This window comes from Flavobacterium sp. FG68 (genome assembly GCF_057808895.1).
Genome location: NZ_JBMDIY010000054.1, coordinates 1 through 21,002 on the forward strand (window position 1 = coordinate 1; position 21,002 = coordinate 21,002).

14 protein-coding genes are annotated in these 21,002 nt (G+C 35.0%); 1 reads left to right on the forward strand and 13 read right to left on the reverse strand.

The features are described from left to right. The 13 genes from ACODSB_RS23190 to ACODSB_RS23250 all read right to left on the reverse strand — a co-directional run. Positions 1 to 4,087, reverse strand: a 4,087-nt coding sequence (locus ACODSB_RS23190) for an Ig-like domain-containing protein (RefSeq protein ID WP_488938785.1), incomplete at its 3' end; no start/stop codon positions are given. 553 nt (positions 4,088 to 4,640) lie between these two features. After that, positions 4,641 to 5,567, reverse strand: coding sequence for a tRNA epoxyqueuosine(34) reductase QueG (gene queG / locus ACODSB_RS23195; protein WP_488938786.1), 927 nt, complete (start codon positions 5,565 to 5,567; stop codon positions 4,641 to 4,643). Then, on the reverse strand, positions 5,564 to 6,910 hold the full coding sequence (locus ACODSB_RS23200; protein WP_488938787.1) for a cytochrome P450: 1,347 nt from the start codon (positions 6,908 to 6,910) through the stop codon (positions 5,564 to 5,566). Before ACODSB_RS23200 ends, queG begins: the two co-directional genes overlap by 4 nt. 62 nt (positions 6,911 to 6,972) lie before the next feature. Beyond that, positions 6,973 to 7,785, reverse strand: coding sequence for a prolyl oligopeptidase family serine peptidase (locus ACODSB_RS23205; protein ID WP_488938788.1), 813 nt, complete (start codon positions 7,783 to 7,785; stop codon positions 6,973 to 6,975). Between the two features lie 9 nt (positions 7,786 to 7,794). Next, positions 7,795 to 8,817 carry a Holliday junction branch migration DNA helicase RuvB gene (ruvB, locus tag ACODSB_RS23210; RefSeq protein WP_053474381.1) on the reverse strand — a complete coding sequence of 341 codons (1,023 nt, stop codon included), beginning with the start codon at positions 8,815 to 8,817 and terminating at the stop codon, positions 7,795 to 7,797. A gap of 106 nt (positions 8,818 to 8,923) precedes the next feature. Then, a complete protein-coding gene (locus tag ACODSB_RS23215; protein ID WP_053474382.1) occupies positions 8,924 to 10,726 on the reverse strand; it encodes a cytochrome c oxidase subunit I in 1,803 nt (600 codons plus the stop codon). A gap of 30 nt (positions 10,727 to 10,756) precedes the next feature. Further along, the gene (locus tag ACODSB_RS23220) at positions 10,757 to 11,950 is read right to left on the reverse strand and encodes a cytochrome c oxidase subunit II (protein ID WP_053474383.1); all 1,194 of its coding nucleotides are present in this window, start codon (positions 11,948 to 11,950) and stop codon (positions 10,757 to 10,759) included. A 19-nt stretch (positions 11,951 to 11,969) separates the two neighbouring features. Further along, positions 11,970 to 13,367 (reverse strand): cation-translocating P-type ATPase, encoded by a 1,398-nt coding sequence (locus tag ACODSB_RS23225; protein ID WP_053474384.1) that lies wholly within the window; start codon positions 13,365 to 13,367, stop codon positions 11,970 to 11,972. A 27-nt stretch (positions 13,368 to 13,394) separates the two neighbouring features. Continuing rightward, entirely contained in the window at positions 13,395 to 13,940 is a 546-nt protein-coding gene (locus ACODSB_RS23230; RefSeq protein ID WP_073483094.1) for a c-type cytochrome, read from the reverse strand. 8 nt (positions 13,941 to 13,948) lie between these two features. Beyond that, positions 13,949 to 14,473, reverse strand: a complete 525-nt coding sequence (locus ACODSB_RS23235; RefSeq protein WP_025572651.1) for a DUF3341 domain-containing protein — start codon at positions 14,471 to 14,473, stop codon at positions 13,949 to 13,951. After that, complete coding sequence (gene nrfD, locus ACODSB_RS23240) at positions 14,466 to 15,866, reverse strand: NrfD/PsrC family molybdoenzyme membrane anchor subunit (protein WP_053474386.1); 1,401 nt, start codon at positions 15,864 to 15,866, stop codon at positions 14,466 to 14,468. Before nrfD ends, ACODSB_RS23235 begins: the two co-directional genes overlap by 8 nt. A gap of 34 nt (positions 15,867 to 15,900) precedes the next feature. Continuing rightward, positions 15,901 to 18,960 carry a TAT-variant-translocated molybdopterin oxidoreductase gene (locus ACODSB_RS23245; protein WP_488938789.1) on the reverse strand — a complete coding sequence of 1,020 codons (3,060 nt, stop codon included), beginning with the start codon at positions 18,958 to 18,960 and terminating at the stop codon, positions 15,901 to 15,903. A gap of 32 nt (positions 18,961 to 18,992) precedes the next feature. Next, positions 18,993 to 20,327, reverse strand: coding sequence for a c-type cytochrome (locus tag ACODSB_RS23250; protein WP_488938790.1), 1,335 nt, complete (start codon positions 20,325 to 20,327; stop codon positions 18,993 to 18,995). A 219-nt stretch (positions 20,328 to 20,546) separates the two neighbouring features. On the opposite strand from ACODSB_RS23250, the gene ACODSB_RS23255 reads away from it, so the two are divergent. Next, the gene (locus ACODSB_RS23255) at positions 20,547 to 20,936 is read left to right on the forward strand and encodes an SPOR domain-containing protein (RefSeq protein ID WP_488938791.1); all 390 of its coding nucleotides are present in this window, start codon (positions 20,547 to 20,549) and stop codon (positions 20,934 to 20,936) included. Positions 20,937 to 21,002 lie beyond the last annotated feature (66 nt).

Here is a 21,002-nt window from a genome sequence, read left to right on the forward strand (position 1 = left end):
TAGAAGCACTGTAGTTTGATATTGTAAAACTTCCTGTTGCTGTTGAACATGTAGGCTGTGTTACAGCACTTAATGTCGGAACTGCTGGAGTTGCAGGCTGAGCGTTGATAACCGCAGCTGATGAAGCAGCCGAAGTACATCCGTTAGCCGTTGCGGTTACTGTATAACTTCCTGCCGGAGCAGTAATCGTGTTTCCTGACTGGGTAACACCTGTTGATGGGCTTACCGCATAAGTGTTAGAAGCACTGTAGTTTGATATTGTAAAACTTCCTGTTGCTGTTGAACATGTAGGTTGGGTTACAGCGCTTAATGTCGGAACTGCTGGTATAGCATTTACTGTTACTGTTGTAGTAGTTGAAGCAGGACTTTGACATCCTGAAGCATTCGCTATTCTTACAGTATAACTTCCCGAAGCAGAAACAGTAATAGATTGTGTTGTTGCTCCCGTTGACCATAAATAACTGTTTCCTCCGCTAGAAGTTAAAGTAACACTTCCACCAGAACAAAAAGTTGTTGGACCACCTGCTGTAATAGTTGGTGCAGATGGTGTTGGATTTACAGTTACTGAAACTAAAGTCCTGGCACTTTCACATCCAGTCAAAGTCTGACTTACATAATAATTTGCTGATGTTAATGTTTCTGTACCTGTATATAATGTTCCTCCTGTTGAAGCACTGTACCATTTTAAATTCGTTCCTGTTGCAACTAAATCGCTTACTTTTTTAGCATCAGCTACGCAGAAAGTTTGCGAAGAGGCTGTTGGTGCAGCTGTATTATTTACTGTAACTGCCACTAAAGTTCTTGTACTCTCACAACTGTTTAGAGTCTGGCTTACATAATAATTTCCTGATGTTAATGTTTCTGTACCTGTGTATAAAGTTCCACCTGTTGAAGCACTGTACCATTTTAAGCTAGTTCCAGTCGCTGCCAGATCGCTTACTTTTTTAGCATCAATTGCACAAAATGTTTGTGAAGATGCTGTAGGTGCAGCTGTATTATTTACTGTAACTGCCACTAACCTTCTTGCACTCTCTCCACAACTATTAGTAGTCTGACTTACATAGTAATTTCCTGTTGTTAATGTTTCAGTTCCATTATAAAGTGTACCTCCGCTATTTGCGCTATACCATTTTAAATTTGTTCCTGTTGCCACTAAATCACTAACTTTTTTAGCATCAGTTGCACAAAATGTTTGTGAAGATGCTGTTGGTGCAGATGGTGGAGTATCTATCGTTACCGCTACTAACGTTCTTGCACTTTCTCCACAACTATTAGCAGTTTGGCTTACATAATAATTTCCTGTAGCCAAAGTTTGATTTGTAGGAAGGGCAGTACCGCCTGAAGAAGCACTGTACCATTGTAAATTAGTTCCAGTAGCTACTAAATCGCTTACCTTTTTATTATCAGAAGAACAAAAAGTCTGAGAAGAAGCAACCGGAGCCGAAGATATCGTATTAATAGTTACAGCTACCTGAGTTCTTGTACTCTCACATCCGCTTACAGTCTGGCTTGCAAAATAATTTCCAGTTGCTAATGTCTGAGTTGTCGGAAGAGCTGTTCCGCCAGTGCTCGCACTATACCATTTCAAATTGGTACCTGTAGCCACTAAATCACTAACCTTTTTATTCTCAGAAGAGCAAAATGTCTGCGAAGAAGCTGTTGGTGCTGCAGGTACAAAAGTTACTATTGTTGCCGCAGAAATGTCACCAGGACAGCCTGCAGCATTTATTCTTCTAACAGTATAACTTCCATTTGTAGTAACTGTAATGCTTTTAGTTGTTTCTCCCGTTGACCATAAATAAGTACCTGAACCACCAGATGATGTTAATACAACACTTCCTGTTGCACATGTAGTAGAACCACTTGCTGTAATTGTAGCTGAATTTGCTTTCGCGTTAATTGTTACCACTACCGGCTTTATAAACTGACATCCATCAGCAGAAACTGCTTTTATGTAATAAGTTCCCGAAGCAGTAACAGCACTTGGTGTTGGATAAGCAGTAGATGCAGCTGAATCTGTCCAATATGAAAGTGTCATATTTGGAGTACTTCCTGCTGTAACTGCCGGAGCTGTTAAATCAACCGTAGCAGGTGCGCAAATTGCAGCAGGGTTAGTAATAATAAGATTAGATGTCTTTGGAGTTACTGCAGCACTAGCTGAATTGTTTGCCGTATTAGTATCTATTGATGCTGGTAACGAGGCAGTATTTGTATAATTACCTGTTGTATTTATTGTTGCAGTAATTTTTAAGGTTACAGATGTTTGAGCATCTACATCTCCAATACTCCAACTACCACTTGCCGAATCATAAACACCTACTGATGGTGTTGAACTTACATAAGTATAACCTGAAGGAAGCAAATCATTTACTGAAACTCCTGAAACATTATTACCTCCTAAATTGCTTACTTTAACGGTAAATTCTACAGTTGATCCTAAACACGGTGTCGCATTATCAACTGTTTTTGTAATTCCTAAATCAGTACATAAAGTAACACTAACAGGTTTTGACTGTGTTTGAGCTCCACAAGTTAAAGTTGAAGCTACAGAATATGCTCCTGTTTTTGTTGCTGTATAAGTTGAAGAATTAGCACCTGCTATCGCCGTACCATTATAATACCATTGATAAGGTGCAAAACCAGCTGGCGTTGTCAATTCTGCTTTATTATTAGTACATCCTCCACCAGAAATATAAGTCATGGTTGGATCTTCTGGCTGAACCGCAAAATTAGAGAAAAACCCTGCCATCGAGAATCCTCCTCCTTGCTGTACAATTGAAACCGTTAATTTTGCCGCACTTGAAATAGAAAGAACATTTGGACTTCCTATTTGAGTATCTTCAAAATTAATCAAATACCAGCCTGTAGTTCCTAATTGATGACGGGCTGTAATACCACTTATAGTCTCAATATTAGTTCCATTTACAGTTACGACATCTGTAGCACTTCTTAAAAGTATATATCCAAAATATGGTAACGATCCAGTACCATAATTTCTAAACTTTGCTGTTTCTATAAAGTTAGATCCCCCGCATTCTGATACTGGCGCAATTGTCGAAATATCAACCTCACAAGATTGTGCTGTACCTGAATACACAACAATTTTCTTATCTGCAAAAACACGCGATGCCGAAAAACTTGTATTCGACACACCATTTTGAAAAGTATAAAAACTCCCCGCTGTTGCCAAAGTAACGTTAGTTGTACCAACTAATGCTCCTGTTGTTGAATATGTATCTATTGTTAAAGCTGTATTGTCTTTTGTAGCAACTACAGTAGTTTGTTCTGCAGTATCATTTCCTTTTCCTCTTTCAATAAAGTACTCCGTTCCTAAAACTGATTCAGGCGGAATCTGATTAAAAGCCCCATCTCCACAGCCACCCGGCATATCTATCGCCGCTGAAGTATTCATCACAGCAGGACTTGAAGACTCAACCAATGTTCCTATAGCTGCTTTAAACAAATAACTTTGCCCTGCATTTAATGTAGCTGCAACAGCATTATTAATTTTTACAGTTGTATTATTAGCAGTTGCCATAATACTATAAATTGGACGTTGATCTCCTAACCCGCTAAAATTTCCTAATGTACCATCTCTATAATATCCTACTCTAAAACGTACCCCTACACCAGCATCACCAAAACTGGTCAATGCCGCATTTCCCTTTAGGTTTGCATCAACGTTTTCCCCATTAACATAGTCATCAGAAGCAACATTTCGCATGTTTACAGACGTTGGTCCATCACTTGTTATGATCAATCCCGCCCCTGAAATTACCGTATTTAGAGGATTCATTGGAAGATCTTTCGAATAAAGCTTAAATCTGTAGACCGCTGGAGCTCCTTTTACCGCGGTTAAAGTTGTTTCTAAAGTACCATCACTCTTACTTAGCGTAATATTTACAGTAGTTGTAGAATTTGTTGCAATAACAATTTCATTTGCTTTACTAAAATATTGCCAAGGTGCCGGCGCGATATAATGTTTCGTGTAAAATTGAGCAGAAACAGTATAGCTAAGTAGTAAAAAGAATAAAACAAGAAAATTTGGTTTGGAAAACTTAAACCAGTTAAAAGTAAAGTTACGCATAGACAAACTCAGTATTAATTTGTGTAATAGATAGTATAGAAACTGAAAACCAAAAATTGATTTTCAGATTATTTAGCAGATACGATAAATTGAAAGGATTGGTTTTTTGATTTTTGAAAAAATATTTTTCAAAATCATAAAAATAATTGGAAAGCGTTTGGACCATTATTGTTTCAGGTTCAAGACACATAGTCGTCTTTGGATTAAATAAGTATATTTGGTGCTGCGAAAGTATATAAACACCTCAATACTAGCTACATTACTCGACAAACTACCCAGAAAAACGTTGAAATACACATTTCATCGAGATAAATTAACTTTAACAAGTCAATAAACATAGTAATTTAACAATGAAACAACAGAAATTTCTTAATTTTTTAATGAAAAATTAATATTTTGTAATTTAAACGAAAAATACGCAACATTATCCTACAAAGGCAAAAAAATTAAATCGATTACAAAAAGATCAAAAATTTAATTATCAACTAGTTACAATTAATTCTGCAAAATAAAAAAACGGAGAAAATTGTATTGAAATATTCCTATTTAGACTTTACTCAAGAAATTTAATATTTCGCTTAAGTCCATCAAATTTTGTTCTCTTAATAGGTGAATTTTTAAAAACTTTTTGGAAAGTTTCTTCAGTTATTTCTGCCCAATCTTTTTTAGAGAAAGAAATTAAATCCGGGTTTGGATTAAAAAGAGGCTCAGAATGCGGCTTTGAAAATCGATTCCATGGACAAACATCCTGGCAGGTATCACAGCCAAACATCCAGTCATCAAATTTTCCCTGCATATCATTTGGGATATTTTCTTTTAGTTCAATAGTATAATAAGAAATGCACTTGCTTCCATCTACAATATAGGGTGCAAGAATTGCCTGCGTAGGACAAGCATCTATACACGCAGTACAAGAACCACAATGGTCTGTAACGGCATGGTCATATTCTAAATCAAGATCAAGGATAAGTTCTGCTATGAAGTAAAAAGAGCCTACTTTTTGAGTTATTAAATTACTGTTTTTTCCAATCCAGCCTAATCCGCTTTTTGCCGCCCAGGCCTTATCTAAAATCGGCGCAGAATCAACAAAAGCGCGACCGGAAACTTCACCTATATTCTCTTGAATTGAATAAAGAAGTTCCTTTAATTTTTCTTTTATAACGAAGTGATAATCCTGTCCATAGGCATATTTAGAAATCTTAAAACTATTATCATTTTGAGATTCCGATGGGAAATAATTCAACAATAGAGAAACCACACTTTTGCCATCATCAACCAATAAAGTTGGATCCAGGCGTTTATCAAAATGGTTCGCCATATAGGCCATTTGTCCATTATGATTATTATTCAGCCATTTCTCAAGCCGGGGCGCTTCTTGTTCCAAAAAGCCTGCTTTCGATATACCACAAGAAATAAACCCTAACCTTTTGGCTTCTTCTTTTATAAATTTTGAATATGTTTCTTTTGAATTGATACTCATCTTTTAGAAAATGAAACTTCGACGTTAACAGGTTTTAAAGTAATTAGCGGATTAAATTGAATGACATCATTATTCGATTTAATGACATAGTTTTTTACAATTTGAGATATCGTCAAACACATTTCGTAAATGGCGAACCCAGCTCCAATACACATTCTTGGTCCGGCACCAAATGGATAAAAATATTGCATGGATTCTTTTTTTTGCTCACCAAGAAATCTTTCCGGAATAAATTCATCGGGATTATTCCAATATTTAGGATTTCGATGCAATTCATAAAAAGAAACACCAATTAATGTACCCTTTTTAATATTGAATTGAGCCAGAGAATCATCCTCAATATTCTGTCTGTCTGTAATCCAGGCTGGCGGATATAATCGCATAGATTCGTTCAAAACGGCATTGGTATATGTCATTTTTTGAAGCTGTTCAATAACGTTTTCAGTTTGCGACTCAATCTCAATGATTTCATCAAATATTTTTTGCTGTACTTCTGGATTTCTGCCTAAAAGATGAAGCGTAAATGTTAAAGCATTTGCAGTTGTTTCATGTCCTGCAATAAACAAAACCTTAATTTCATCAACCAATTGCTCAATAGACATACTTTCACCCGTATCTTCATATCTGGTTTCCAAAAGCATGTTTAATAAATCATTTATTTCTTCTTTTGAAGCTTTTCTTTCTTCAATTATTTCCTGAATAATTTTATTATTCTCTTCAGCCAGCATGAGATGTTTCTTTACCTGACCACTTAATGAAAACCACCACGCTTTATGCGGAAGTCTAATTTCTTTTATTAGAAAATTTTGAACTTCTTCAATTATAAATTTGATTCGGTGAAATTTATTTTCGGCAGTTGAAAGTTGAAATAAAGATTTAGCAACGACATTAAATGCCAAATTACTCATTACAGGAAAAAGATCAATCGCTTTATCTTCTACTAAATTATCTAATTCTGCACTAATAGTTTTGTTCATATTATCTACCAGCTGATTCATCTTTTGTTTATGAAAAGCCGGTTGAATAAGACGTCTTTGTTTCAGCCAAAAATCGCCGTCGCTGGTTAAAAGCCCTTTTCCTAAATACTTAGAAAGATATACAGATTGAAATTTAGACTTATGATAGTTCTTCTGGTTTTTAACTAAAATATACTGTGCAATTTCATTATCTCTTGACAAGATTATATATTTTGAAGAACCAATTCTGATAGAAAAAGAATCACCGAATCTCTCAAAATATCTCTTATGAAAAGGAATCGGATTTCTACGAACACCTTCAGCATCTTTAAAAAATCTGAGTATCGATAATTTATTAGGGTAAATATATTTTATATTTTCAGACATTTTGAATAGAATTAAAATAATTTACCTTGAATATTGATCTTTATATTTTTTGATTATCAAATTTATTTATTGTGCTGTATAATCCATTCTGCAATATCATTTATATTCTGAATTTCAGTTTCAGGAGTATTCATTCCAACATCATGGCCTTTACCTTCTCTAATTATCAATTTCGTCTCTACACCTTTCCTTTTTAATTCATCATAAAGATTTTGAGATTGGCTGACATTAACCAAATTATCTGCATCACCATGAATCAGTAATGTTGGTATATTCGAAATATTATTAAAAGGACTTATTTTAATTAATGCAGGATTAGCGCCATTTTCAATTTTAGTTCCTGCCAGTTTTTCGATAATATCCAGATGACCATTCTTTCTCATAAATTCGACAGCTTCAGAAGAATCCAATCTCGATGGTGCACAAAGTGCTGTTATAGATTTCATATTTTTTTTAGTATAGCCATATAACAATGCCAAATGGGCACCAGCACTAATTCCAACAATATGATAGCCTTTCTTCACATAACCGTATTTATTAGAAAATTCTGAAACGTAAGCAACAGCTGCATCGATATCTGCTAGTAAATCTTTACCCGAAATATTGTCACTTACATAACGATAATCGACATTCGCAACAACAAATCCTTTATTACAAATATCCTGAGCATGTTTACTCGTATACTCAAGTCCGCCCATTGACCAGGCTCCTCCATGAAGAAGTATAACAACAGGTACATCTTTTAAATCCTCATTCGGGATGTATAGATCTAAAACTTGCTGCGACGATTTTCCATAAACAAGACGCGGAAAATATTTAGTCTGACCAAAAGAACTGCAATATGTAAATAATAAAAATAAAACGAGATGTTTCATGATATGTCTTTAAAATAATCCGCCTTGAATATTTGTGTTTACCTTTCCTAAATGTTTATAAGCTTTCTCTGTAACTTCACGACCTCGCGGAGTACGCATAATGAATCCTTCCTGAATTAAAAAAGGTTCGTAAACTTCCTCAATAGTTTCACTGCTTTCAGATACTGCGGTAGCCAAAGTCGAGAGTCCAACCGGACCTCCTTTAAATTTATTGATAATGGTTAATAATATCTTGTTGTCCATTTCGTCAAGTCCATGAGCATCTACATTCAGTGCTTTTAGTGCATATCTGGCAATTTCAAGATCAATAGTACCATTACCTTTTATCTGTGCAAAATCACGAACTCTGCGCAATAATGCATTTGCAATACGAGGAGTTCCGCGACTGCGGCCTGCTATTTCAATTGCTGCTTCGAGATCAATTGGCATTTTTAATATACCGGCACTTCTCTCCACAATAGTGGTTAAAAGTTCTGTAGAATAGTATTGTAAACGTGATGAAATCCCAAAACGAGCTCTCATAGGAGCTGTTAATAATCCAGAACGGGTAGTTGCACCAATTAATGTAAACGGATTTAAATTGATCTGAACTGTTCTTGCATTTGGACCAGATTCAATCATGATATCAATTTTGAAATCTTCCATTGCCGAATATAAATATTCTTCCACAATAGGACTCAAACGATGAATCTCATCAATAAACAAAACATCTCTTTCATCAAGATTAGTCAATAAGCCTGCTAAATCTCCAGGTTTATCCAGAACAGGTCCCGAAGTAATTTTGATACCTACTTCCAGCTCATTTGCAAGAATATTAGCCAAAGTCGTTTTACCAAGCCCAGGAGGTCCATGAAACAAAGCATGATCAAGTGCCTCACCACGCTGATTTGCAGCTGCGACAAAAACTTTTAAGTTCTCTAAAACTTGGTCCTGACCGGCAAAATCATCAAATGACAGTGGACGCAATCTTTTTTCAAGATCTAATTCTTCTGGGTTATATCCTTTTGTAGTTGGATCTAGGTTTTCATTCATTCTACAAAGATATAGAAACTAATCAGTTTGTAAAACAGTAAATCTGAACGATTAAAACTTTAACTAAAGAAAAAAGACCGTCATTTCTGACGGTCTTTTGATATTTTTAGTGGTGTAAAACTTCTTCACCTTCTTTCATCGGTACATTTTGAGGAACAAAATCTACATCGTGATTTGGGTTACTATAGTCATACGGCCAACGGTATACATGAGGAATTTCTCCTGGCCAGTTTCCGTGAATATGTTCAACTGGAGTTGTCCACTCTAAAGTTGTAGATTTCCATGGGTTTTGAACTGCTTTCTTACCGTAGAAAATACTGCTAAAGAAGTTGTATAAGAATACTAACTGGAACGCTCCACCTACAAGAGCAAATGTTGTAATTAAAACATTAACATTTTGTAAATCATCAAATAATGGGAAATTAGTATTTGTATAGTAACGTCTTGGTAAACCTGCTAATCCAATAAAGTGCATTGGGAAGAAAACTCCGTAAGCACAAACTGCTGTTACCCAAAAGTGAATATAACCTAAGTTTTTATTTAACATTCTTCCGTACATTTTAGGGAACCAGTGGTAAATACCGGCAAACATTCCGTAAAGTGCAGAGATACCCATTACTAAGTGAAAGTGAGCAATTACGAAATAAGTATCGTGAACGTTAATATCTAAAGTACTATCTCCTAAAATGATTCCAGTTAAACCTCCAGTGATGAAAGTAGAAACCATTCCGATAGAGAATAACATTGCAGGGTTAAACTGTAAGTTACCTTTCCATAGAGTTGTAATCCAGTTGAAAGCTTTTACAGCAGATGGAATTGCAATCAATAAAGTTGTAAAAGTAAATACAGATCCTAAGAAAGGATTCATACCAGAGATAAACATGTGGTGACCCCATACAATAGTTGATAAAAATGCAATTGCAAGAACTGACATAATCATCGCTCTGTATCCGAAGATTGGTTTACGAGAGTTCGTAGCCATAATTTCAGAAACAAGACCCATCGCTGGTAAGATTACGATATAAACCTCAGGGTGACCTAAGAACCAGAATAAGTGCTCAAACAATACCGGAGAACCTCCTTGGTAGTGTAAAACCTCTCCTGCAATATAGATATCAGATAAGAAGAATGAAGTACCAAAACTTCTATCGAAAATCAATAATAAAGCAGCTGATAATAATACTGGGAATGAAATAACACCAATAATAGCTGTTACGAAAAATGTCCAGATTGTAAGTGGAAGTCTAGTCATAGACATTCCTTTAGTTCTCAAGTTGATAACAGTTACAATGTAGTTTAATGATCCCATTAATGAAGATGCAATAAAGATAGCCATTGAAACTAACCATAAAGTCATACCTGCTCCAGATCCTGGAATAGCTTGTGGTAAAGCACTTAATGGAGGATAAATTGTCCAACCTGCAGAAGCTGGTCCAGCTTCAACAAATAAAGAACTTAACATTACTACAGCAGATATAAAAAACAACCAGTATGAAATCATATTCATAAATCCAGAAGCCATATCTCGCGCTCCAATTTGTAGTGGAATAAGTAAGTTACTAAAAGTTCCACTCAAACCAGCTGTCAGTACAAAGAATACCATGATGGTACCGTGAATTGTAACTAAAGCCAGATAAATATCATTTGCCATAACACCGTCAGGTGCAAATTTATCTCCTAATAAAACATTGAATATTTTAAAAGACTCTTCTGGCCACGCTAATTGCATTCTGAAAAGCAAGGACATTGCAATACCAATTACTCCCATAACAATACCAGTAATCAAGTATTGTTTAGCAATCATTTTGTGATCAATACTAAAAATATATTTAGTAATGAACGTGTCTTTATGATGATGTTCGTGCTCGTGATCGTGTCCGTGATCGTGACCGTGCGCTTCTGCTGACATATATGTGTACTTTAAATTTTCTTAATAATATTATTTCATAGCTACTTTAGCAACCGCAGCCTTAACAGTATCGATAACTGCTTTTACAGTATCTTTTACTTTAGCAGCAGTATCTACAGCAGTTCCTTCAACTCCTTCAGCTGGTTTTTCAGCAGCAGCTGCCGCTTTAATATCCTGAGCTAAAGTTGTTTTTTCACTTAACCATTTTTTATAATCTTCAGGAGTATCAACAACAACTTTCATTTGCATGTTATAGTGTGAAGCTCCACAGATTTTATTACACAATAATAAATAATCAAATGTATAAGGATCTAAAGCTGTTCCTCCTTTTGCAACTAACTCAACACTTTTTTCAGCTCTAAGTTTATTGATATTTGCTACTTTTTCAATCATAAATGGCAACTCTCTGTACTCTGCAGTAGTGTAAGTAGGAACAAAAGCAAATTCAGTAACCATTCCAGGTACACAGTTCATCTGCGCTCTAAAGTGAGGCATGTAAGCTGAGTGTAAAACGTCTTGAGAACGCATTTTGAAATGTACTTTTTTACCTTTAGGAATATGTAATTCAGTAACTACAATATCATCTTGAGAATTAGGATCTGACATATCAACTCCTAATGTGTTGATTCCTTCAATTAAACGTACGTTAGCTTTTCCTAAAACATTATCATTTCCTGCATATCTGGCAGTCCATTTAAATTGTTGAGCATATAATTCGATTTCAACTACATCTTCATCTTTGTCAACAAACATAATGTTATTCCAAGCGTATAATCCGTAAAGAATTAAACATGCTAAAACTACAGATGGAATAATACTCCAGATTGCCTCTAATTTATTACTATCTGCAAAAAATAATGCTTTTCTATCTTTATGTCCTCTATTTTTAAAAGAAAACCAATATAGTAAACCTTGTGTAATAACCTGTACTGTAAAGATCAAAACCCAAGTAATATTCATTAAACTATCTACTAAAATTCCATGCTCAGAAGCAGGAGTATGAAGTGCCAAATTACCCCATTTTAGTAAACCATAAATAGTAAATATATAAATGAATGCCAAAAAGCCAAACATAATATATCCCTGAATGTTATTATCATTATCTGATGCAACTTGAGAATCGTCCGAAGAAGATCCTACTTGAGTAAGATCAAATATCTTGGTCAATTGCCATAGCGCAACTGCTAATAAAACTAAAACTATAATTACCAACAAACTTGTCATCTGTTTACTTCTTTAAATATTAATAATGAAAATGTTTACTTTCTTCGATGAAAGGATTTCTTTTTGCAAGCAAAGGTGACTTAGTTAATGCAGTAAATACAACAAATATAAATAGACCTAAGAAGAAAAGAATAGACGCAATTTCAGGAACTCCAATAAACCATTTGTCTCCAACTGTACCAGGCATAATCATATTAAAGAAATCAACATAATGACCTAATAATATTACAACACCCGCCATAACAATAACCCAGCTAAGACGTTTAAAGTCAGTATTGATTAATATTAATAATGGGAAAACAAAATTCATAACAACTGCACCAAAGAAAGGCAGGTTATACAATTGAATTCTTGTTACAAAATAAGTTACCTCCTCTGGAATGTTAGCATACCAGATCAACATGAATTGAGAAAACCATAAGTAAGTCCAGAAAACACTAATACCAAACATAAATTTAGCTAAATCGTGAATGTGACTTGTATTTACGTATTCTAAATATCCTTTAGATTTTAAATATATTGTAACTAAAGCTATTGAAGTAATTCCGCTTACAAAGAAAGAAGCAAAAACATACCATCCAAACAAAGTACTGAACCAGTGAGGATCAAATGACATAATCCAGTCCCAAGACATAATTGACTCAGAAACAATAAAGAAAACTAAGAATCCTGCAGATAACTTAAAGTTCTTTTTGTAGTAAAGATCATCATTAGCTTCGTCTTGAGCTAAACAGTTTTTTCTAGAAAAATGACGGTATAAATTCCATCCTAGTAAAAAGATAAAAGCTCTAACAATCCAAAATGGAAAGTTTAAATATCCAGATTTACCCGCAATTATTTCATCATAATCAGCATGAGTAGGATCTGTAACATGCTCACCTAACCATACAAAAATATGATTGAAATGTAATCCGCATAAAACTAAGATTATAAAAAAGATGATAGAACCAGCAGGCAAATAAGCTGTAATACCTTGCATTACTCTAAATAAAACCGGAGACCAACCTGCCTGAGCAACTTGTTGAATAGCGTAAAAAGCTAAAACCCCCATAGAAAGCAGTAAAAAGAAAATACAAGCTACATATAATGCAGACCAAGGCTTGTTTTGCAATTGGTGCAATACGTGATTTAAATGTTCTGTGTGTTCATCAGCAGCGCCAACTTTTGCGTGCTCTCCACCTTTGTGTTCTTCGTGTGAAGCTTCAGCGGCAGCTTCATGATGTCCTGCTTCTTTATGAGAAACCTCTGCAGATTCCGCATGTGCAGCACCATGTTCTCCATGAGCCTCAGCAGCTAGTATTTTTTCAACTTCTTGAATATCTTTAGGCGCACTTAAAAAACCATACCCAATTCCTAATAGTCCAAGAACCATTAAGATGATAGAAAAAGTTTTTAATTTACTTGAAAATGTATACATATCTATTACGATCAGTTTGTTCAACAATTATAATTGGCTTTTTAGTTTTAGAACATAGTCAGCAACTAACCAACGTTCGTGGGCACTTAATTGATTTGCGTGTGAACCCATTGCATTTAAACCATAAGTTTCAACGTGAAATATACTTCCTTCAGTAATATCTCTGTCTTTATAGCTAGGTACTCCAAGAAATTTTTCTCTTTCAACCAATTTACCTTTACCGTTACCAGCAGCACCATGGCAGCTGATACAATAAATTTCGAAAAGTTCTTTACCTTTTCCAGAATTTCTTTCTTCTTCAGTCAAAGGAGATTTTAAATTAGCTTTTGCCAATTCATAACCTGCAGTCGAATTTTCATATTCATAAGGCTCAAAACCTCTATTAATAGTTCCTTCAACAGGAAGCTGTCCTTCTTTGTCTCCTTTAAATATTTTTGCCTCTGTATATGGCTCATATGCCACAGATTCATACATATTTGGGAAATACTGATAGTTTGGTGCCGAATTATTGTGGCAAGATGAAACTAAAATAGTTATACCAACTAAAAGTGTTATTTTATATATCCTTTTCATAGCTACAATTAATTCTTTTCAATTACTTTAACTTCAACAGCTCCTGTACCTTCGAAAAAAGAAACAAGTTCTGCTTCGTTATCGTTTACAGCAACTTCCATTAAGAAATGGTCATCTGTTGTTCTTACATCAGGATTCTCAGCTTGCTTAAATGGCCACAATCTACTTCTCATATAAAAAGTAATTACCATTAAGTGCGCAGCAAAAAATACAGTCATCTCAAACATAATTGGCACAAAAGAAGGCATATTTTGAATGAAACTAAAACTTGGTTTTCCACCAATATCCTGCGGCCAGTCATGAATCATAATATAACTCATCATTGTTGTTGCAACAGAAATACCAACACATCCATATAGGAAAGCACAAATTGCTAATCTTGTTGGTGCTAAACCCATGGCTTTATCCAATCCGTGAACTGGGAATGGAGTAAAAACCTCTTCAATATGATGATGAGCAGCTCTGGTTTTCTTTACTGCATCCATCAAAATATCATCGTCATTATAAATGGCGTATATTACTTTATTACTCATGATGTGAATCTTTATTTGCTCTTTCTCTAATGTAATTATCTCCTGTTCCTTTCAAAATTGTTTTTACCTCTGCCTGAGCAATTACAGGGAATGTTCTAGAGTATAATAAAAACAATACAAAGAAGAAACCAATTGTTCCAATGAAAATTCCAATATCAACAAATGTTGGTGAGAACATTGTCCAAGAAGATGGAAGGTAATCTCTATGTAAAGAAGTAACAATAATTACGAATCTTTCAAACCACATTCCGATGTTTACAACGATCGAAATAATAAATGAAAACATGATACTTGTTCTTAATTTTTTGAACCACATAAATTGTGGAGAGAAAACGTTACAAGTCATCATCGACCAATATGCCCACCAGTAAGGTCCGGTAGCTCTGTTTAAGAATGCATACTGCTCATATTCTACACCTGAATACCAAGCTACAAATAACTCAGTGATGTAAGCTACACCTACTATAGATCCAGTAATCATGATAATGATGTTCATTAACTCGATATGCTGTAATGTAATGTATGCTTCAAGGTTAGAAACTTTTCTCATAACGATCAACAATGTATTTACCATCGCAAATCCTGAGAATACCGCTCCAGCAACGAAGTATGGAGGGAAAATTGTTGTATGCCATCCTGGAATTACAGAAGTAGCAAAGTCCATAGATACAATCGTGTGTACAGAAAGTACAAGAGGAGTAGCTAAACCAGCTAATACTAAAGATACTTCTTCAAAACGCTGCCAGTCTTTTGCTCTTCCACTCCATCCAAAACTTAGGATAGAATAAACTCTTTTATTAAATGGAGTTATAGCTCTATCACGAAGCATTGCAAAGTCAGGTAATAAACCAGTCCACCAGAAAACCAATGATACTGAAAGATACGTTGAGATTGCAAATACGTCCCAAAGCAATGGTGAGTTAAAGTTTACCCATAAAGATCCAAATTGATTTGGAATAGGTAAAACCCAGTATGCTAACCATGGACGTCCCATGTGAATAATTGGAAATAAACCTGCTTGAACTACTGAGAAGATAGTCATTGCTTCTGCAGAACGGTTAATAGCCATTCTCCAACGTTGACGGAAAAGTAATAATACCGCAGAAATCAAAGTTCCAGCGTGACCAATACCAACCCACCAAACGAAGTTAGTAATATCCCAAGCCCAACCAACTGTTTTATTTAATCCCCATGTTCCAATTCCGGTAGATACGGTGTAAATTATACAGCCTAACCCCCAAAGGAAGGCTGTTAATGCGATTGAAAATACAATCCACCATTGTTTATTTGCAGGTCCTTCAACAGGCGCTGCCACATCTACAGTTACATCATGATATGATTTATCACCTATAACTAAAGGTTTTCTAATGGGTGCTTCGTAGTGAGACGACATAATCCTTTATATTGTTTCTTAATTAATAATTTTACTAAGTGTTTCTAACTTTTACGTGGTAGAAAACATTTGGTTTTGTACCAACATGCTCTAATAAATGATACATTCTTTCGCTTTCTGCTAATTTAGCAACTTCGCTTTCTTTATCATTTACATCTCCAAATACCATCGCACCAGAAGAACAAGCTGCAGAACATGCACAAGCATTGTTGAACTCGTCTTTAGCTACTACTCTACCTTGACGTTTAGCTTCAAGGATAACAGCTTGAGTACTTTGGATACAGAATGAACATTTTTCCATAACTCCACGAGAACGAACGTTTACGTCTGGGTTTAATACCATACGACCTAAATCATCATTCATGTGATAATCGAATTCACTGTTTTTGTTGTACAAGAACCAGTTGAAACGACGAACTTTATATGGACAGTTATTAGCACAGTAACGAGTACCAACACATCTGTTATATGCCATGTGGTTTTGACCTTGACGACCGTGAGAAGTTGCAGCAACCGGACAAACTGTTTCACATGGTGCGTGATTACAGTGTTGACACATTACAGGCTGGAATGCTACTTGTGGGTTATCTCCAGGTTTTTCCATTTCATTAAATGTAGATAATGAACTAGATAAACCAGCAATTTTTTCTTTTCTTTCGTTATCACCTTCAAAAGTACTTTCAGAAGAATAATATCTGTCAATACGCAACCAGTGCATATCACGGCTTCTTCTTACCTCTGCTTTACCAACAACTGGTACGTTGTTTTCTGCATGACAAGCAATAACACATGCTCCACATCCTGTACAAGCATTTAAGTCAATTGAAAGGTTAAAATGGTGTCCAGTAGAACGATCAAATGATTCCCATAAATCAACAGTAGTAGCTTTTACTTCCTGATGATCTAAAGATACCATTGGCTGTGGGTTCCAATGTTCAGCATTTTCTTTATTAAATACGTCTAGAGTAGTTTCTTTAATGATATCACCTCTACCCATTAATGTTTTCTGACCTTGAACACAAGCAAACTCATGCTCTCCATTTGCCTTAGCAATAGAAACAGACTGAACACTATTGAAATTTTTATATAAAGCGTAAGCATTTAAACCTACTTGCATTTCTTCTTTTAAAGCCGCTTTACGACCGTAACCTACAGCTAAACCAACTGTTCCAACAGCTTGTCCTGGCTGAACAATTACCGGAACATTTTCTAATTTAGAACCATCAGCTGTAGTAATAGTAGCATAACTACCATTTAAACCTCCGTTTGCAACAATTTCATTTGATAATCCTAATTTTTTAGCATCTGTATTTGAAACTGTAACGTAGTTATCCCAAGAAACTCTTGTAATTGGATCTGGGAACTCTTGTAACCAAGGGTTGTTTGCATGTTGTCCATCACCCATACCTGTTTTAGTATATAATACTAATTCAAAGTCTCCAGCAGATTTTGATTTTGAAAGTGCACTTGCAGCACCAGCGAAATCAAATGAACCACCAGCTAAAGCAGTAGAGCCAATTACAAAAACACCATCATGTAAAACTTTATTCCAAGAAGAACCAGTAATGATTGCTGCAGAATTAGCTTTTACATAATCATAGAAAGTTCCAGGTGTTCCATTTACTGATAATAAAACATCCTGAAATTGTTTTGTATCAAAGATTGGACGAATTGTAGGCTGAGTTAAACTGTAAGTTCCTTTTGTAATTACTACATCTCCCCAAGACTCTAAATAATGAGGTGCAGGAGCAGCAATTGTAGATATTGCAGCAGTTTCATCTTCTTTTAAAGAAAAAGCAACTGATGTTTTTACTTTTTTCAATCCAGACACGAAAGAAGCTGAATCAGCTAAAGTGTAAACCGGGTTAACACCACTCATAATTAAAGTATGAACACTTCCTGCATTCAAATCTTTAATTAACTGTGCTACAACAGCATTAGAACCTTTTCTAATTTGTCTAGTTCCAGCAGTATTAAAAGCTTCACTAGCCAATGCCTGATTGATAGCTAAAACTAATAATTGTGCATTTTTATCTTCAATGCCTGATACTAAAATTCCTTTTGTACCAGATGCTTTTAATTGCTGCGCAGCTTTTACAACTTCTGCTTTAAATTTTTCATCTAAAGTAACCGGAACAGAAGCACCAACAACAATATTATAAATTTGAACCAAAGCTTGTTTTTGATCAGCTGTACTCATTGGTAAACGCTTATCAGCAGCAGCTCCAGATAAAGTCATGTTTGATTCAAACTGAAAATGACGAGACATTTTTCCGTTTTGAGGAATACGTCCTTTTGCATATCCAGCATCGTATCCACCACCTTGCCAGTCTCCTAAGAAATCAGCACCAACAGATACAATTAATGAAGCTTTTGAAAAATCATAATCAACCAAAGCTCTCTCTCCATATACAGTTTCGAATGCATCTAATGCATCAGAAGAAGAAACCGCATCATAAACAACATGCTTTGCATTTGGGTTTTTAGCAATAAACTCACCTATTAATTTCTCAGTAGATGGACTTGCTAAAGTATTAGTTAATAATACTACCTGACCTCCTTTTGCTTTCGCATCTGCCAAACTTGATTTAATTTTTAAATCAACTGCTGACCAGCTACTAGCTTTTCCATCTAATTTAGGAGCTTTCAAACGCATACTATCATATAATCCTAAGATAGATGCATGAACTCTTGCATTAGCTGAAAACTTAGCTCCAGAAATAGTATTGTTTTCAATTTTAATTGGACGACCCTCACGAGTTTTCACCAAAAGGTTAGCAAAATCAAAACCATCAAAAACAGTAGTTGCATAGTAATCTGCAACACCAGGAATGATTTGCTCTGGTTGTAATACATAAGGGATAGACTTGTGCACAGGACCTTCACAAGCAGCAAGTGTAACTGCCGCAGTACTAAATCCTACGTACTTTAAAAAGTCACGACGTGAAGTTCCAGATGAAGCTAAAGCATCTGCATTTCCTAAGAATTCATCCGTAGGAATCTCTTCAACAAATTCGTTATTTCTAAGCGCCTCAACAATAGAACTATTTTCTAGTTCTTCAACACTTTTCCAGTATTTTTTGTTTGATGACATTGTATATAAATATTAAAATCTTAATAATTCGATTAATAGTGGCATTTACCGCATTCTAAACCTCCCATTTGCGCTGCAGTTAATTTCTCTACACCGTATTTTTTAGAAAGTTCAGCATGAATTTTATCATAATATGCATTTCCTTCCATCTTAACATCAGTTTTTCTATGGCAGTCAATACACCATCCCATTGTTAATTTAGAATATTGCTTCATGATTTCAAATTCCTGTACTGGACCGTGACAAGTTTGACATTCAACTCCTGCAACAGAAACGTGTTGTGAGTGGTTGAAGTAAACAAAATCAGGAAGATTATGAATACGAACCCATTTTACAGGTTGTGTTTTTCCGGTATAAGCTTGTTTAGTCTTATCCCATCCAACAGCATCATATAATTTTTGAATCTGAGCATCGTAAAATGCTTTGCTGTATTCAGCAGTAGCAGTAGTTTCTGCAACTTCAGAAATGTTTTTATGACAGTTCATACAAACATTTAAAGAAGGAATACCAGCCGTTTTACTTACACGTGCAGCAGAGTGACAATATTTACAATTGATCTCGTTATCACCAGCGTGAATTTTGTGTGAATAGTGAATTGGCTGAATTGGCTCATAATTCTGATCAACACCAACCTGCATCAAGTATCCGTACACAAAGTAACCACTAGCTAAAAGCAAGAATATAGAAGTAACTAATACTAAAAATTGGTTTTTAGCAAATGCTTTCCAAATTGGAGTTCTAGCTTCTTTAGGCCCAACTACGATTCCATTATTACTTGCAACTTTAGTTAATACTTTGTTTACCATGAACAACATAACAACTAAAATAGCCATTACTAAAGCAAGAGCTCCTAAAATAATATTATTAGAAATTCCACCGCCTTCAACTTTTTCCCCAGGAGGAACAGTGCCAGGAACTGCAGCCGGCTCAGCTTTTACTTCAGAAGTATAAGCGATAATATTATCAATATCAGCTTCAGATAACTGAGGAAAAGAAGTCATTACAGACTTGTTATTCTCTTCAAAAAGCTTTACAGCAACAGGGTCACCTGACTTAATTACTTCAGAGCTATTATGAACCCACTTGTAAATCCAAGCCATTTCATGTTTAGCAGCAACTCCTCTAAGAGCCGGACCAGTTGATTTAGCATCTAATTTGTGACATGCAGCGCAATTTGCATTAAAAAGTTCTTTCCCTTTTACCGGATCACCACCACCAGATGCAGCAGCAGGAGCTGCAGCAGCTTCAGTCGCCGCAGGAGCTGCAGCCGGATCTTGAGCAAATGAAGTTAGGGAGAAAATTAACGTTAGCGATAAACTAAGTAATAATTTTCTTGAGATCGAATTATGGTTACCCACCTTTTTCATATAGTATAATAATTATCTACTAATTTTTGGTATGATTTTTTCTGTAATAAATCAGACAAAAACTAATACCTTCTTTTAAAACTTGCACAAAAATACGACTTATGAACTATTCTCAAAACCTTAAAATAGTCTTAAATATCAATTTATATCAATTCTAAATAATATTAAAATTTTACATACAAACTTTAAATAGTATTTTTGCATAAAAACCATCACATTATGAGAATTTTAACCTCTTCAAAAAACGTTTTCTTAACATTCACAATGTTGTCATTAGCATATAATATTCATGCTCAAAGCCAAAATTTAACACTGAATCAAGACCCAAAATTTGAGCAATTATTGAACGACAAACGTAAATTTAACACATCAATAAGTACAAACGATTCTTATCGAATTCAAATTTTTAGCGGCAAAAGCGAAGATGCAAAAAAGACTTTGTCAGACTTCAAAAGAGAATATACAAATATTGACGGCACCATAATTTTTAACACTCCGAATTACAAGGTTATTGTTGGAAATTTTAAATTAAGAATAGAAGCCGAAAGAAATTTAATTGATATTAGAAAAAAATACAAAAGCGTCTTTTTACTTAAGCCAGGCAAATAAGTAAAAACTAAACAATAAACAAAAAGCGAGATAATTATCTCGCTTTTTGTTTATATAAATCTAAGT

Bases quoted from the DNA above. Each gene is read 5' to 3' on its own strand.
- ACODSB_RS23235 (WP_025572651.1), bottom strand. From the start codon at position 14,473: ATGAGTAATAAAGTAATATACGCCATTTATAATGACGATGATATTTTG.
- ruvB (WP_053474381.1), bottom strand. From the start codon at position 8,817: ATGAATGAAAACCTAGATCCAACTACAAAAGGATATAACCCAGAAGAA.
- ACODSB_RS23200 (WP_488938787.1), bottom strand. From the start codon at position 6,910: ATGTCTGAAAATATAAAATATATTTACCCTAATAAATTATCGATACTC.
- nrfD (WP_053474386.1), bottom strand. From the start codon at position 15,866: ATGTCGTCTCACTACGAAGCACCCATTAGAAAACCTTTAGTTATAGGT.
- ACODSB_RS23255 (WP_488938791.1), top strand. From the start codon at position 20,547: ATGAGAATTTTAACCTCTTCAAAAAACGTTTTCTTAACATTCACAATG.
- queG (WP_488938786.1), bottom strand. From the start codon at position 5,567: ATGAGTATCAATTCAAAAGAAACATATTCAAAATTTATAAAAGAAGAA.
- ACODSB_RS23215 (WP_053474382.1), bottom strand. From the start codon at position 10,726: ATGTCAGCAGAAGCGCACGGTCACGATCACGGACACGATCACGAGCAC.
- ACODSB_RS23250 (WP_488938790.1), bottom strand. From the start codon at position 20,327: ATGAAAAAGGTGGGTAACCATAATTCGATCTCAAGAAAATTATTACTT.
- ACODSB_RS23205 (WP_488938788.1), bottom strand. From the start codon at position 7,785: ATGAAACATCTCGTTTTATTTTTATTATTTACATATTGCAGTTCTTTT.
- ACODSB_RS23220 (WP_053474383.1), bottom strand. From the start codon at position 11,950: ATGACAAGTTTGTTGGTAATTATAGTTTTAGTTTTATTAGCAGTTGCG.
- ACODSB_RS23225 (WP_053474384.1), bottom strand. From the start codon at position 13,367: ATGTATACATTTTCAAGTAAATTAAAAACTTTTTCTATCATCTTAATG.
- ACODSB_RS23230 (WP_073483094.1), bottom strand. From the start codon at position 13,940: ATGAAAAGGATATATAAAATAACACTTTTAGTTGGTATAACTATTTTA.
- ACODSB_RS23245 (WP_488938789.1), bottom strand. From the start codon at position 18,960: ATGTCATCAAACAAAAAATACTGGAAAAGTGTTGAAGAACTAGAAAAT.